The following is a 16,272-nucleotide window of genomic DNA, read 5'->3' as shown; positions in this document are numbered from 1 at the left end:
CTGCGACCAGTGTTTTACACTGTGGAATCGGTACATCTGTTAAGCGTAAAAGTCGATTACAGTTAATGTCATAACGTTCACGCTCGGTCCCCGTAAACTCAGCCATTTGCCTAAAAAATAATTTTTTAGCTGTCGGTGACATACGTGTTTTATCTAATTTGGCATGATTCACCAAATATAGAATCACCGCTTGTCCAAACTCTTCCATACGGTTTTCTTGCATGAGTTTGAGTGATTCTTCCAAAATCATCCGCCAACTTTTACGGGTCTTTTGCATGACACCCATTAAAATCATACGGTCCATTAAATCTGGACGGTGATAAGCAAAACAAGAAGCAACAACTGAACCCAACGACATTCCCATTACAGAAACTTTTTGAATTCCCACAATATCTAACCAGCGACCTAACATTGCGGACAAATCAGGTAGTTCTAATGTTCCAGCAGAAATTCCGGTATCTCGATTGGTAATTTGTTGATTTGCGCCCATAGATGGCAAGTCGATTAAAATGACCGGGCCACTTTCAAACAGTTGCTCAACACAATATTTATAAGAGTTAAAATTTTGAAAAGCACCACCAACAATCACAATCGGTGTTTTGTGAATGGTTTTTGGGTCTGCAATCGCCATGTATTCAATTTTCCAACCGTCAATCCATGTCGTACGAGCTGGCTGTTTAAAACTATCTCTATGGTAGATATCGAAAAACCCAAAACCGGCATAAGCTTGGTTTATCTCCGAATCCATTTGAATAATGGAATTCATATCCTTGCTTCCTCCTTGCTGTAATTTTTTTATGCTGCAAGAGTTCCTTCTTGAACATGTAATCTTTTATGCACAAATCTTTAAAATTTGTATTAGTTTGTATTGCACAAGTCCATTCTAAACAATTGTCTGAAATATACGCAATCGCTGAAATGACCGCTCATCTTGTTTAAGCCGCGAATAGTTTGCAAAATATTTAAATGTTTTTTTATAGCGGTCACATTTTTCAAAAAAAGCCATTCATTGTTCCGCATTTGACTGCTACTATCGTAGTCATTGGTAAATGATTAAAAACTGCTATGCAAGATTCAATTGAACAATATATGCAAAAAGTCGGGCAACAAGCACGTGAGGCTTCACGTGTTTTAACAAGTGCTTCGACTTCGCTTAAAAATCATGCACTCTCTGCTATTTATACTGCTTTAGAAAATAATCAGGCAGCAATCTTGGCGGCGAATCAACTCGACATGGAAAAAGGCCGTAACAACAAGCTTGATAGCGCCTTACTTGATCGTCTTGAGCTTACACCCGCACGCTTTAAAGGGATGTTGCAAGGTTTAAAAGATGTGATCGCGCTTGTCGATCCAATTGGGGAAATTACGGATCTTGCATATCGCCCCACAGGTATTCAAATTGGAAAAATGCGTGTGCCTTTGGGTGTAGTAGGTATGATTTACGAATCACGCCCAAACGTAACACTTGAAGCTGCATCTTTAGCAATTAAATCGGGCAATGCCATTATTTTACGTGGTGGTTCAGAAGCACTTGAGTCAAACAAAGCAATCGCAGAAGCGATTAAGCATGGTTTAAAAGTTGCTGGTTTACCTGAGCATTCGGTACAGGTCATTGAAACGTCTGACCGTGCAGCGGTTGGTCACCTCATTACCATGGCAGAATACGTAGATGTAATTGTTCCACGTGGTGGCAAAAGCCTAATTGAGCGTGTAACCAACGAAGCGCGTATTCCTGTCATTAAGCATCTTGATGGTAATTGCCATGTATTTGTTGAAGCACAGGCAGACTTACAAAAAGCATTACCAATTACATTGAATGCCAAAACACATCGTTACGGTGTTTGTAATGCGATGGAAACACTGCTTGTTGATGAAAAAATTGCAGACGTTTTCTTACCACGTATTGCTGAACTTTATGCTGAAAAACAAGTCGAACTCCGTGGCTGTCCAGAAACACGTCGTATTTTAGGCGCTTCTGTAAAACCTGCGACAGAAGAAGATTGGTATACCGAATATTTAGGACCAATTCTTGCTGTTAAAGTGGTTAGTGGTATTGATGAAGCAATTGACCATATCAATAAATATGGTTCGCATCATACCGATGCAATTGTGACTGAAAACTATACTTTAGCTCGTCAGTTCTTGGCTCGTGTAGATTCAAGTTCAGTCGTAGTTAATGCCTCAACTCGTTTTGCTGATGGCTTTGAATATGGTTTAGGTGCTGAGATTGGTATCTCAACTGATAAAATCCATGCACGCGGCCCTGTTGGCTTAGAAGGTTTAACTTCTCAAAAATGGATTGTGTTAGGTGACGGTCAAATTCGTCAATAAGTCCCTTATTTAAATAAAAACGCCTGATCCATATCAGGCGTTTTTATTTTGTTATTTCCCATAAAAAAGCCAGCCCGAGGGCTGATTTTTTTTAATCGTATATTAATTAGAAAATAAAGTCGGTATTCACAAATTTTGAATAATGCTCAGACACCATAGAAGCCAGCATACCTTTACTGTCATCAGTCTGTTTAGCCGCAATCATAGAGCGAATCGAGAATGCACGAAGCGCATCATGCACAGACAGTGTACCTTCTGCAGAATCTTTACGGCCACCAAATGGGAATACATCAGGACCACGCTGACATTGACAGTTGATGTTTACACGACAAACTTGATGTACCAGTGTATCGACCAAATGACCAATTTGCGCTGGGTCACTACCAAAAATACTCACCTGCTGACCATGATCAGAAGTAGTGACATAATCCAATACAGTTTCAATATCATCATAAACAGCAACTGGTACCACTGGCCCAAACTGTTCTTCGCGATATAGTCTCATCCCCTCAGTCACTGGATAAACGACAGCTGGATAGAACATGGTTTTGCAGAATTCACCACCTTCCGGATTAACCACTTTAGCCCCTTTTGCCACAGCATCTTCAATCACTTCAGTCATGTAAGCGGTACGGTGCATACCCGGTAACGGCGTAATAGAGACGCCTTTTTCCCACGGCATACCTACTTTCAGTTTAGCCAGCTCAGTCGTTAAACGATTAACAAATTCATCGGCTATTGAGCGGTGCACCATCAGCATTTTCAAAGCTGTACAACGCTGACCATTGAAAGACAATGCACCCAGTAGACACTCTTTCACTGTCAGGTCTAAGTCAGCATCAGGCAAAATGATGGCTGCATTCTTCGCATCCAACCCCAAAATCGCACGCAGACGATGGGATTTTGGATGTTGCTTTTTCAAGTGATCAGCCACTTTACTAGAACCAATCAGTGCCAATACATTAATTTGCCCTGACGCTAATAAGTGAGGCACTACCAGAGAACCGGGTGCATAGATAGTATTGATTACGCCTTTTGGAAATGAATCTCGGAATGCCTCTAGCAATGGTTCAAATAGTAAAGTTCCAAATTGAGGTGGTTTAAAAATAATGGTATTACCCATTAGCATAGCTGGGATGAGGGTTGCGAAGGTTTCATTCAATGGGTAGTTGTATGGTCCCATACACAACACAACACCTAATGGAGTACGACGAATTTGACCAATAGTACCTTCAGCAATTACAAAGCGAGAGTTAGCATTATCCAGATCTTTTAAAGCATCAATGGTTTGACGCATATAGGTAATAGTACGATCAAACTCTTTCTCTGAGTCAGCCAAGCTCTTGCCAATTTCCCACATGATCAGCTTAATAATCAGATCTCGTTGCTCTACCATGCGCTGAATGAAATTCTGCATACAAGCGATGCGCTCACCAACTTTCATCATTGGCCATTCGCCGCGACCATTGTTGTAAGCCCGTACTGCCGCTTCCAGAGCTTCATCACTTTCTTTTTCGCCCATGACTGGATAACTACCAAGTTCAACTTGCTGTAGGCTACCGTCAGACTGCTGAATCCAGATCGGAGATAATGTTTTCTTGGTTGGACCAGCCCATAGCTTCAACTCACCGTCCACCAGTGAGACACGTTGATGAATTTGAGATGGCAGACGTACACTTTCAGGAATACTGTCCACTACTGGAAATTTATGCTGTAAATTATTTAACTGATTCATTCTTCTTAGTACCTTATTCTTTGTATATCTTTTTATATCTACCGAGCTTTCACTGTAATCAGGTCTTATTCGGGTCAATACTACTATTATTATCAGTACTCACCTTGCTTGAACCGTAGATGCAAGGTGAATATCTTAAGGCTGTGATAGTTTCGATATTTTCTAGATGAATTTACCCCCGACACACACTATCAGTCACCCCTAGCTTCTGGATGACTTGTTCAATGATCTGTTCTGGTGTGAGAGCAATATCAATTGCTATTGCCTCATTCACATCAGGTTCTTCTAATGTATCTAGTTGAGTTTGTAACAATGATGGATCAAAAAAATGACCAGATCTTTCTGCAAGTCTTTGCTGTAATAGTTCAAAAGAACCTTTTAGATATACAAACTTAACATTCTGGTCCTGCCCTCTTAAAATATCGCGATACATCCGCTTTAAAGATGAGCATGTAAACACAGCTGTTTCACCATCTCTTTGTTTTGTTTCAATTGCCTGACGAATGGCTTGCAACCATGGCAAGCGATCTTCATCAGTTAAAGGAATACCTTGGCTCATCTTGCTTTTATTTGCAGCGGAATGAAGCGTATCGCCATCGAGGAACTCACAAGCCAAACGCTCTGATAACAACTCACCAATGAGGGTTTTCCCTGTTCCACAGACACCCATAGCTATCACAATCATGGATTACCTACCTCTAATTACAAAACAGCGCTAAGCAACAATGTGAAAGACAAACCAAGTACTGAAATAATTGTTTCCAGTACAGACCAAGTCTTCAGTGTCTGCCCAACTGTCATTCCAAAATATTCTTTGATTAGCCAGAAACCAGCATCGTTTACATGCGAGAAAATTAATGATCCTGAACCTGTTGCTAATACTAAAAGTTCAGGTCTAACCACTACACCTGCCGCCGCCGCAATAGGTGCAACAATGCTACAAGCCGTAGCCATCGCAACAGTAGCCGAACCTGTCGCCAAGCGTATAAGAGCTGCAACAAGCCATCCTAACAACAATGGTGAAAGGTTTGCTTTTAAGGCAGTAGATACAATTTCATTAGAAATTCCACTGTCTCTTAAAATACCGCCAAAACCGCCACCAGCACCAACAATCAACAAAATACCTGCAATTGAAGCCAAGCACCCACCACAGAACTTTTCGATTTGTTCACGGTTGAAACCCTGCATGGTGCCGAAAGTAATAAAGCTGACCAAAACAGCAATAAGCAATGCAATATCAGAAGTACCAATAAAGCGTAATAACTCATTTGGAAAAGTTTTTGGAGCAAAGAAAACATCTGCCCAACTACCAACTAGCATCAATGCAACTGGCAGCATGATCGTAAATAAGGTAATACCAAAACTTGGTAATTCACGTGTCTTGTTAGCATCTGCTTCAACAAACTGCTTTGCTAAAGGATTGTTTTCAGGCAATTTGACATATTTGTTGATCCATAATGCATACAATGGACCTGCAACAACCGCTGTCGGGACACCAACCAACAAACTGTACATAATAGTTTTACCGATGTCGGCGTGGTAAGCCTGCACCGCGAGCAAAGCTGCTGGATGTGGTGGAATCAACCCGTGTACGACCGATAAACCTGCAACCATAGGTAAACCTACAACCAACAATGATTTACCTGTGCGTTTAGCAATGTTGAAGGCAATTGGAATTAGAAGTACAAAACCGACTTCGAAAAATACGGGAAGCCCCACAATTAATGCAATGAACATCATGGCCCAGTGAATATGTTTTTCACCAAACCATTTAATTAAAGTAATTGCTATTCGTTCCGCACCACCTGACTCGGCCATCATCTTGCCAAGCATGGTTCCTAGCGCAATCACAATCGCAAGGTGACCTAATGTTTTACCGGTACCAGCCTCATATGATTTAACGATCCCATCCATTGGCATGCCAACTGCAAGAGCTAAACCGAGAGAAACAATAATAAGAACTAAAAAGGGGTAAATTCTAAACTTCGCGATCATAACAATCAAAGCAACAATCGCGATTAAAGTATAGATAAGCAACATGCCACCCTGAACGGTCTCCATGTGACACTTTCTCCTTGGAATAATGCTATCTAGGCATACTGCCCAAACGAAGCTCTTCAACCAGAGATATACTCATTGTTGAAGCACTCATTTTTTATATTTTGTATGACTGGCATCCGCCAATCACCGCATCACAAAAAATCTAAAGCACCTAAAAGACACTTTAGATTTTCAAACCACAATTACTTTCGTAAAACTTACAACTGACTTGCAATTTGGGCTAAACGGGTAATTTCAGCCCAATCTTGTGCAGCGACAACGGGCTTAGGTGTTAACCATGACCCGCCTACACACACGACATTAGGTTGCTTCAAGAAATCTGGAGCTGACTCGGCTGTAATTCCACCTGTAGGACAAAAACGTAAGTTTGGAAATGGGCCATAAAATGCTTTTAGCATCTCTACACCACCAGCCTGTTGAGCAGGGAAAAACTTCACAATGTCGTAACCCAATTCAATCGCTTGAATAAGATCACTCGGTGTCATTACCCCTGGTAAAAGAGGCAAGCCCGCATCTTGCGCAGCCAGATGCAAGTCCTTAGTCAAACCCGGAGATACCCCGAATTTAGCGCCTGCTTTTTTAGCTTGAGCACAATGCTCAGGCTTAGTAATCGTTCCTACGCCCACCACAATGTCATCTGCTAACTGAGACGCTCGCTCAATAGCAGCCAAACCAGCAGCGGTACGTAAAGTAATTTCCAGTACTTTTACACCACCAGCATGCAACGCACGTGATACATGCTCACCTTGTTCAGCAGAATCAAAAGCCAACACTGGAATTACTGGGCCTAATTTGACAACATCTTCAATCTTGCTCATTACTTTGTAATTCCTTCGTCTCAAATATGCGCTTGTAGCTCTTCGCCAACAAGTGCACCAAACACAGATGCACCATGCTCAGCAGGCGCTGCTGCTGCACGGAATACACCAAATAATTCACGTCCAAAACCGACTTCGTTTTCAGCCTGATGTTCTGGCTGTGCAACAGGGCGTGACTGCCAAGTTTGTTCATCTAACTCAATATCGAGTACGCCAGCTTCAGCATCAATGATTAACATATCTCCGGTTTGAACTTTTCCAATCGGACCGTTTAATAACGCTTCTGGAGACAAATGAATGACTGCCGGTACTTTGCCTGAAGCACCAGACATACGGCCATCAGTCACTAATGCAACATGGAAACCTTGATCCTGTAAAACACCCAACACAGGCGTTAAACGGTGTAATTCAGGCATACCATTCGCACGAGCACCTTGGAAACGAACCACCGCAATAAAGTCTCGGTGTAATTCACCACGATCAAACGCCGCTTGTACCGCTTCTTGCGAGTCAAATACGATTGCTGGTGCTTTCACTTTACGGTGCTCTGGCGCAACCGCAGAAATTTTAATAACACCACGACCAAGGCGACCTTGCATTAAGCGCAAGCCACCATCTGGCTGAAACGGCGCATCAATACTACGGAGTACTTTGTCATCAAGGCTTTGAACCACACCGTCAACCCAAGTGAGCTGACCGTCAATCAATTTCGGTTCTTTAGTGTAGTGCTGTAAACCTTTACCAGCGACTGTCGTCACATCGTTATGTAGTAAACCAGCCTCAAGTAAGTTACGAATAAGGAATGCCACCCCTCCCGCTGCTTGGAAATGGTTTACATCGGCTTTACCATTTGGATAGATTTTTGCGAGCAATGGAACAACAGCAGACAACTCATCAAAGTCATCCCAGTCAATTAAGATGCCAGCCGCACGTGCAATCGCAATAAGATGTAAGGTATGGTTGGTTGAACCGCCTGTAGCCAGTAAAGCTACAATGCCATTGATAATGGCTTTTTCATCAATAACATGACCAATTGGCGTGTAGTTGCCTCGCTCAGCAGTTAAGTCAAGTACACGTTTAGCAGCTTCGGCAGTAAGCGCGTCACGTAGTGGTGTGTGAGGATGAACAAATGCAGCACTTGGCAAATGTAAACCCATCACTTCCATCAACATTTGGTTACTATTGGCAGTACCATAGAATGTACATGTGCCCTGCCCATGATATGCAGCAGACTCAGCTTCAAGTAAGGCATCGCGACCTACTTGGCCTGTAGCGAATTGCTGGCGGATTTTAGCTTTATCATCATTCGATAAACCGCTGCTCATTGGACCTGCGGGTACAAAAATAGTTGGTAGATAACCAAACTGTAAAGCACCAATCAGCAAGCCTGGCACAATCTTATCGCATACCCCGAGACACAATGCAGCGTCAAACATATTATGAGAAAGTGCAATCGCTGTACTCATTGCAATTGTTTCACGTGAAAACAATGACAATTCCATACCGGCATTACCTTGAGTAATACCATCACACATTGCCGGTACACCACCAGCAAACTGTGCAACGCCGCCATTTTCGCGAGCAGCTGTTTTTATAATGTCAGGGAATGTTTTATATGGGGCATGTGCCGAAAGCATTTCATTATAAGAAGACACAATACCAATATTTGGTTCACGCCCCACTTTAATAATTAATTTTTCATTATCTTCCATGCCGGCAAATCCATGAGCCAGATTGGCACATGAAAGTGCTCCACGAGCTGGAAATTTGCCTTGAGCATGTTCAATACGTTGTAAATATGCAGAACGAGTTTTTTGGCTACGCGCAATTACACGTTCGGTAACTTTTGCCAATATTGGATTCGGCAAGTCCATGCTGGACGCTCCTGTACAACCGGATAAGCCGGAACAATAAAAATAGACCAAATGATATATTTCATCATCATTTGATAAGGGGGAGGAACAATATTATTAAGGCAAAAAGCGACATGCAAGCCCTAGACAACTTTACGGTAATACCTGAGCATTAGTATTAAATACAAATTATGTTTAAGTTTTAAACAAGAAGCTGGTTTTATTTTTGACTATATTTACCTATATATTAGCCACTAATAACTATGAGAAAATTCTCATAATATCAAAGCAATAAAATATCTTTATAAATGTATTAACACAGTTTTTTTATACTAAATTTTATAATAAAAATGTTTATGATTTATTCATTTTAACCTATATATAAACGATTAAATCTTAATTTCATTTACGTATATTATTTGTAATACATTCATCGAGCTTGATTAAAATAACATCACTTCTTTTTCTTAAAAAATTTATACCAAATAGTTGAAAATTACATTAAATATAAATTTACTCTTCATAAATATATACAAAAAACTGTTTAATTCATCTACAAAAAATAAATGAATACAGTGGTTAAGCTTTATACTGAACAAATATTAGTTATAAAAAATTTAATGGTCGATAGTGCTTAAGTCTAATGGGCTAAAGTCTATCTTGGACAGAAAAACAACACATGTTAAAACATCACAACCTGCTCTTAGTGCATATTGCAATTAATGCCTTTTGATCAGGAAGTTAGGAAAACTATTTTTAAATCAGGACTTGGGTATTTCAACGTGGCTACATCAGTATTAGTTATTAATTGCGGTTCTTCATCTATCAAATACGCACTGGTTTCAGAGCGTCGTGAAGATCGTATTTATGGTTTAGCAGAAAACTTAGGGGCAGCTGATGCTCGTATTAAAGGAATTACAGTCGGTGGAGAGCCGCTAGAGCTTTCAATTCCCTATGCTGACCACGTCAAAGCTTTAGAAACCTTACTTGCACGTCTTGCAAACTATAAACCTCAAGCAATCGGTCATCGTGTCGTACATGGTGGAAGCCTTACTAAAGCTGAATTACTCACCCCTGAAATTATAGAACGTATTCGTGCAGCCACGCCTCTTGCCCCGCTTCATAACCCTGCTCACTTAATTGGGATTGAAGCAACAATGCGACTATTTCCTGAATTGCCTCAAGTTGCCGTATTTGACACCGCATTCCACCAAACCATGCCTGCACATGCATACCGTTATGCAATTCCGAAATTTTTATATACAGACCATAACGTTCGCCGCTATGGCTTCCATGGCACAAGCCATGCTTATGTGTCTGACCGAGGCAGTGAACTGGCTGGAAATTTCCAAAAAGGTGGTTGGCTAACAGCACACTTGGGCAATGGTAGCTCGACTTGTGCAGTATGGAATGGACAAAGTGTTGATACTTCTATGGGCCTTACTCCGCTTGAAGGCGTTGTAATGGGAACCCGTAGTGGTGATGTCGACCCAAGCTTACACAGCTTCCTTGCAAAAAACCTTGGCTGGGACTTAGCGAAAATAGACAAAGTTTTAAATAACGAAAGTGGATTACTTGGCTTATCACAACTTTCTAACGATATGCGTACAGTGATTGAAGCTTCTGAAAACGGCAACGAGGATGCTCGCCTTGCAATAGAAGTATTTAGCTATCGCCTTGCAAAATCACTTGCTGCCTTAAGCTGTGGTTTACCAAGTATTGATGGTCTGATCTTCACAGGTGGTATCGGTGAAAACTCAGCTTATATTCGTGAAAAAACTCTAGCTTATTTACCTCACTTCGGTTTACAGCTCGATAAAGATCAAAATAACAACTTAAAACGTGGTACAGAAGGCCGTATCGATAGCGGTACAGGTCCACAAATTTGGGTGATTCCAACCGATGAAGAAGGCCGTATTGCCAAAGAAACTCGTCAGGTTGTAGACGTTTCACCAAATACATCTCCTGAAATGAGCCTTGCTTAATTACAGAAGTCAAAGAACGTTATTCATTTATTTATAGGTTTATATGAATACAATTTTATTAATTCCTACAGGTGAAGGGGTAGGTCTAACCTCTGCCTGTTTAGGTATGATTTATGCACTTGATTGTAATGGGATTAAAGCAGGCTTTTTAAAACCGTTCTCTCAGGTAGATCAAGAAAATTTAGACCGGACCACCTCTTTATTTGGCCACTTATTTCAAGGTAAAACTGTTCAATCCATTTCTCATGAAAAACTAACCCAACGCATTGCGTCAGGTGAAGTCGATGAACTACTTGAAGAAGCGGTAAGTCTTCATCGCAGTATTGCAGCAGACAATAATGTGATTATTGTTGAAGGCTTATTGCCAAATGGGCAAGATCATTTTGCCAGTGAGCTGAATGCGAGCCTTGCTCAAGCTCTCGATGCTGAAGTGGTTTTAGTCAGTACAGCAGATATTCAAAACCCACGTAAAACAGCAGAGAAAGTTGAAGCACACTTACGGCAGTTTGGTGGTCCAACCTCTAATCGAACAGCGGGTGTACTCTTTATGCGTACACGTGGGTTATCTGAGGAAACAGCACAAATACCTGTCGCATTCGATCCGTCGCTACGCCCAACCGAAGACATCGCAAAATTTACGACAGAACTGCAAAAATACAATCGCTACTTTGGATCAAACGATTTACCAATTATTGGTTTAGTCCCATTTAGTAATACCTTAAGTGTACCTAGAACTTTAGACATCGCGAACGTGATTGATGGTCAATGGGTACATCAAGGCGAAGCGAAAACACGTCGTATTTTGCACTCAAGTTTAATTGCCTCAAGTATTGAATATGAACTTAATAAATTCATTGCAGGTGAGCTGATTATTAGTGCATCTGAACGTACCGATGTATTACTTGCAAGTAGTTTAGCAACCAGTAATGGTATTCCACTGGCAGGCTTGGTGTTGACTGAACGTGAAGCCCCTGCTCCTGAGCTTTTAGAGTTCTGCCAAAGTGCTATCAAACAAGGGTTGCCAATTTTACATACCCGTTTAAACACACTGGAAACAGCACAGCGCCTATCCGATTTTGGTAATGAAATTCCAACCGATGACACTGAGCGTGCCGAGCAAGTGACTCGTTTTGTTTCAAGTCATATCGATGTCGAATGGCTTAAACAACACAGTAATAATGGAGCAACACCACGTCTTTCTCCTTCTGCATTCCGTCACGAACTGGTACAAAAATCGATTGCAGCCAAAAAACGGATTGTCTTACCTGAAGGCGATGAACCACGCACTATTGAAGCTGCTGCTATATGTCAGGCTCGTGGTATTGCGCATTGTATTTTGTTAGCAAAACCAGATGCGGTACAAGACGTTGCAAAAGCACGCGGTATTGAATTACCAGCAGACTTGGAAATTATTGATCCGGACAGCATTCGCAATCAATATGTTGCACCTATGGTTGAACTCCGCAAAGGCAAACTCAATGAGTTACAAGCCAAAGATCAATTACAAGACACCGTAGTTCTTGGCACAATGATGCTGGCGCTAGATCATGTAGATGGTTTGGTTTCAGGCGCAGTTCACACCACGGCTAACACCGTGCGCCCTGCTTTTCAGCTGATTAAAACCGCACCTTCTTACTCTTTAGTTTCGTCCATATTCTTTATGCTTTTACCAGATGAAGTATATGTTTACGGTGACTGTGCAATTAACCCAGACCCTACAGCCGACCAACTTGCTGAAATTGCGATTCAGTCTGCTGACTCTGCAAAAGCGTTTGGAATTGACCCACGTATTGCCATGATCAGCTATTCAACTGGTACGTCTGGAACAGGTGCGGATGTTGAAAAAGTACAACAAGCGACTCAAATTGCACAGCAACGCCGTCCTGATTTACTGATTGACGGTCCACTCCAATATGATGCAGCTTCCGTTGAAAGTGTCGGACGCCAAAAGGCGCCGAATTCACCTGTAGCTGGCCGAGCTAATGTATTTATTTTCCCTGACTTAAATACAGGTAACACGACCTATAAAGCAGTACAACGTGCAGCAAATGTAGTCAGCGTTGGACCAATGCTGCAAGGTCTAAACAAGCCAGTCAATGACTTGTCTCGTGGTGCTTTAGTAGATGATATTGTCTTTACTATTGCCTTAACAGCAATTCAGGCTGAACAACAGGCTGCTGCGAAATAATTAATATCATTTAATCTTTTCTACCTCTCGCCATTTGATATCCGCTCAAATGGCTTTTTTTATTCTTAAATAACAACATTCCCTTTTGGTTATTCTTAGTTTTAAAACACTTAGCACTAGTCCTATTCGACTTTCGGTCAAAAGATCAACCAATCCCCCACAAGTTTGTGTTTTTGTCATATAATTTAGCCCGCTAGCTAACAGCCCGCTCAAGAGATTTTCTGGTATGACAACGATTATCAAACAAGATGACTTGATTACATCAATCAAGGACGCCCTACAGTTTATTTCGTACTATCACCCGCAAGACTTTATCCAAGCGATGAGCCGTGCTTATGATCGCGAAGAAAACAAAGCTGCAAAGGATGCAATTGCACAGATTTTAATTAACTCTCGCATGTGTGCGGAAGGTCATCGCCCAATTTGCCAAGATACTGGTATTGTTAACGTTTTCCTTGAAGTGGGCTTAGATGTTAAATTTGATTTAACTATGAGCTTAGACGATGCAGTAAACGAAGGTGTTCGCCAAGGCTACCTTGAAAACAGTAACGTTCTTCGTGCATCTGTACTTGCTGACCCTGCATTTGGTCGTAAAAATACAAAAGACAATACCCCTGCTGTTATTCACTACAAACTCGTCCCGGGTAACAAGGTAGATATTACTGTTGCTGCGAAAGGTGGTGGTTCAGAAAACAAATCTAAGCTTGCAATGCTTAACCCATCTGACTCGATTGTTGACTGGGTACTTAAAACTGTTCCGACTATGGGTGCAGGCTGGTGTCCTCCTGGTATGCTCGGTATCGGTATTGGTGGTACTGCTGAAAAAGCCATGATGCTTGCGAAAGAAGCACTCATGGAAGAAATCAACATGGACGAATTACTTCGCCGTGGGCCAGAGAACAAAATCGAAGAACTTCGTATCGAAATCTTTGAAAAAGTAAATGCCCTTGGTATTGGTGCTCAAGGTCTTGGCGGTTTAACGACTGTTCTTGATATTAAAATCAAAGATTATCCATGTCACGCTGCAGGCAAACCAGTGGGTATGATTCCTAACTGTGCTGCGACTCGTCATGCTCACTTCCAGCTTGATGGTTCAGGTGTAGCTCATATTCAAGCACCAAAACTTGAAGACTACCCTTCAGTCACTTGGGACTCTTCACAATCTAAGCGCGTAAACCTTGATACCATTACTCAAGAAGAAATGGATTCTTGGAAACCAGGTGACACATTACTTCTTAGCGGTACAATGTACACAGGTCGTGACGCTGCGCACAAACGTATGGTTGAAATGATCGACAATGGTGAAGAATTACCAGTTGATCTTAAAGGTAAATTTATTTACTACGTTGGCCCTGTTGATCCAGTGGGTGATGAAGTCGTTGGTCCTGCTGGTCCTACAACTGCAACACGTATGGACAAATTCACACGTAAAGTACTCGAGCATACTGGTTTATTCGGTATGATTGGTAAAGCTGACCGTGGTCCAGCAGCAATTGAAGCAATCAAAGACAATAAAGCAACTTACCTCATGGCAGTTGGTGGTGCGGCTTACCTCGTATCTAAAGCTGTTCGCGAAGCTGAAGTTGTTGCATTTGCAGACTTAGGTATGGAAGCAATCTACAAATTTGTAGTTGAAGATATGCCTGTATCTGTAGCGGTTGATGTAAACGGTACATCAATTCACGCAGTGGCTCCAAAAATCTGGCAAGCGAAAATTGGAAAAATTCCAGTAATCGATGCCGCAGCAGGCTAATCAAGAAAAGCACCGGATTCGGTGCTTTTTTTATGCCTTGTAATTTTTTTGGAAATTGAAAAGAATTGTAACAATTGATTCACCAATCTGTGCTATTAATAAATACACCCACCCGCCATAAACTGCATATAGGTCATTTCATGACTATCCGCCCTATTCTCAAAAATCTCTCAATCAGCCTCTGCCTAAGCTGTATTACGACAAGCTTATTTGCTTCTCCTGCCAAATTAAGTTCAGTAAAAGAACTCATGCAAATGAGCCAAATTGATTATTTGCTTAAAGAATCAATTAATGAATTAACGCCTTATTATGATCAACAAGCGGAACAGATCATCACTAATATTACGGGCATCAAAACTTTAGGCCCGAAAGAAAAAGAGGCAGCGAAAAAGTTAGGCTTACTGTTAAAAGATTCGAGTAACCAGCTCATTAGTAGCCCCAAAACTACGCAAGCCTTACAAGATATTTATTTAAAGACATATACTGAAGAAGAAGTTCAGGCAAATCTGAAATTTTTAAAAACTCCAGAAGGCCAATCGATTACGCGTAAAAACGTACAGATTATGGGGCAAATTTCAGAATATATGATGGAGCTGGGTCAACAAACCTTTAATGACCCTAAAGCACGTGATCACATGCAAGAAGAGATGCTTAAAATTATTGCGCCACTCATGAAAGATAAAGAAAAGTCTTAACTTTTCTTTATCCTTTGTAGGTCATTACCACGTTAAAGGGTTCCACAACTTAAATGGTTTAATCAGATGTACTTCTGACTTCTCATCATATTTAGCTGGTTTTAGCTCTTGCGGTTTATGACGTATTTTTCCTGAAGTATCTTCAGCAACAAAATTGTAGCTAGAAGATTTAAGCTCAGTAAAAGCAATCTCTCTACGTCCGATATTTTCCTGCATTAACATAAATGGGCCAGTGTGTTCACCACGGTCCATTTTGTTTTCTTCATCGTATTTTAAATAATAAGATGTTCCCGCATCGACCGTAATATCAATATATTTTGGCTCTTGGAAATGAATACCTAATAAAGGACGACTGGCAGAAATACGATAACTTCCTGCTGGCAGTTCAATCCAGTAATAGTGGTTATGCAATAAACTTGGAATTCGTTTGCCATTTACAAACAAATTAATTGCTGCGATTTCCTGACGGTTCCATTTGGTATCTGGCCGATAGAGATAGACAACTGCCGCATGTTCATTTTGCGGTTTAATCGGTACAAATGTCTGGCCTAGTTTTTGGTTGACCCAGCCACCCATACTAAAGCCACCAACATGATATTGATCAAATACACCGGGTGCTTTATCTACATCAACTTTAGGTAAAGTCGCAGTCAGCTCACCTGAATTTTTTGCTAAGTGTGATGAACTTTGGCAACCCACAAGTAATGCGGTACAACTTAATGCAATAATTAAATAACGCATGACATCCCTCAAAGCGTTTTCTTTTGATTTTTCTATATCGCAAAACTATGCGTATTTTGTTTTTTTAGATTAACACCACCTACATGAATTGAAAACAAAAAAAGCATGAATC

12 protein-coding genes are annotated in these 16,272 nt (G+C 41.1%); 5 read left to right on the top strand and 7 right to left on the bottom strand.

The window, feature by feature from the left end:
- Positions 1-766: alpha/beta fold hydrolase (locus J582_RS18505; protein WP_212750367.1), on the bottom strand; the 766-nt coding region annotated here is incomplete at its 3' end.
- Positions 767-1,065: 299 nt separating this feature from the next.
- Between J582_RS18505 and J582_RS18500 the strand changes: the two genes are divergently transcribed.
- Complete coding sequence (locus J582_RS18500) at positions 1,066-2,331, top strand: glutamate-5-semialdehyde dehydrogenase (RefSeq protein ID WP_004883316.1); 1,266 nt, start codon at positions 1,066-1,068, stop codon at positions 2,329-2,331.
- Between the two features lie 106 nt (positions 2,332-2,437).
- Here the strand turns inward: J582_RS18500 and J582_RS18495 are convergent, their stop codons facing one another.
- From J582_RS18495 to edd, 5 genes are all read right to left on the bottom strand, one after another.
- On the bottom strand, positions 2,438-4,066 hold the full coding sequence (locus J582_RS18495; RefSeq protein WP_002053334.1) for an NADP-dependent glyceraldehyde-3-phosphate dehydrogenase: 1,629 nt from the start codon (positions 4,064-4,066) through the stop codon (positions 2,438-2,440).
- A gap of 172 nt (positions 4,067-4,238) precedes the next feature.
- On the bottom strand, positions 4,239-4,751 hold the full coding sequence (locus J582_RS18490) for a gluconokinase (protein ID WP_004710666.1): 513 nt from the start codon (positions 4,749-4,751) through the stop codon (positions 4,239-4,241).
- Between the two features lie 17 nt (positions 4,752-4,768).
- Entirely contained in the window at positions 4,769-6,127 is a 1,359-nt protein-coding gene (locus J582_RS18485) for a gluconate:H+ symporter (RefSeq protein ID WP_002053229.1), read from the bottom strand.
- Positions 6,128-6,324: 197 nt separating this feature from the next.
- Positions 6,325-6,945: a bifunctional 4-hydroxy-2-oxoglutarate aldolase/2-dehydro-3-deoxy-phosphogluconate aldolase gene (gene eda / locus J582_RS18480; RefSeq protein WP_002053427.1), complete on the bottom strand. Its 621-nt coding sequence runs from the start codon at positions 6,943-6,945 to the stop codon at positions 6,325-6,327.
- Positions 6,946-6,965: 20 nt separating this feature from the next.
- Positions 6,966-8,819 (bottom strand): phosphogluconate dehydratase, encoded by a 1,854-nt coding sequence (edd, locus tag J582_RS18475; RefSeq protein ID WP_032048376.1) that lies wholly within the window; start codon positions 8,817-8,819, stop codon positions 6,966-6,968.
- Positions 8,820-9,580: 761 nt separating this feature from the next.
- On the opposite strand from edd, the gene J582_RS18470 reads away from it, so the two are divergent.
- The 4 genes from J582_RS18470 to J582_RS18455 all read left to right on the top strand — a co-directional run bounded on the left by J582_RS18470 (position 9,581) and on the right by J582_RS18455 (position 15,419).
- Entirely contained in the window at positions 9,581-10,783 is a 1,203-nt protein-coding gene (locus J582_RS18470) for an acetate/propionate family kinase (RefSeq protein WP_032048375.1), read from the top strand.
- A gap of 43 nt (positions 10,784-10,826) precedes the next feature.
- Positions 10,827-12,971 carry a phosphate acetyltransferase gene (gene pta, locus J582_RS18465; protein ID WP_032048374.1) on the top strand — a complete coding sequence of 715 codons (2,145 nt, stop codon included), beginning with the start codon at positions 10,827-10,829 and terminating at the stop codon, positions 12,969-12,971.
- Positions 12,972-13,197: 226 nt separating this feature from the next.
- Positions 13,198-14,724 carry a fumarate hydratase gene (locus J582_RS18460; RefSeq protein ID WP_002053445.1) on the top strand — a complete coding sequence of 509 codons (1,527 nt, stop codon included), beginning with the start codon at positions 13,198-13,200 and terminating at the stop codon, positions 14,722-14,724.
- A gap of 140 nt (positions 14,725-14,864) precedes the next feature.
- A complete protein-coding gene (locus J582_RS18455; protein ID WP_004710671.1) occupies positions 14,865-15,419 on the top strand; it encodes a DUF2059 domain-containing protein in 555 nt (184 codons plus the stop codon).
- Positions 15,420-15,443: 24 nt separating this feature from the next.
- Here J582_RS18455 and J582_RS18450 read toward each other — a convergent pair whose 3' ends face one another.
- Entirely contained in the window at positions 15,444-16,160 is a 717-nt protein-coding gene (locus tag J582_RS18450) for a DUF2846 domain-containing protein (RefSeq protein ID WP_032048372.1), read from the bottom strand.
- Positions 16,161-16,272 lie beyond the last annotated feature (112 nt).

This window comes from Acinetobacter sp. 1566109, assembly GCF_000582255.1.
In the GTDB taxonomy this organism is placed as follows: domain Bacteria; phylum Pseudomonadota; class Gammaproteobacteria; order Pseudomonadales; family Moraxellaceae; genus Acinetobacter; species Acinetobacter nosocomialis.
The sequence above is the reverse complement of the archived record's forward strand: the minus strand, read 5'-3'. Positions and strand labels throughout refer to the sequence as shown.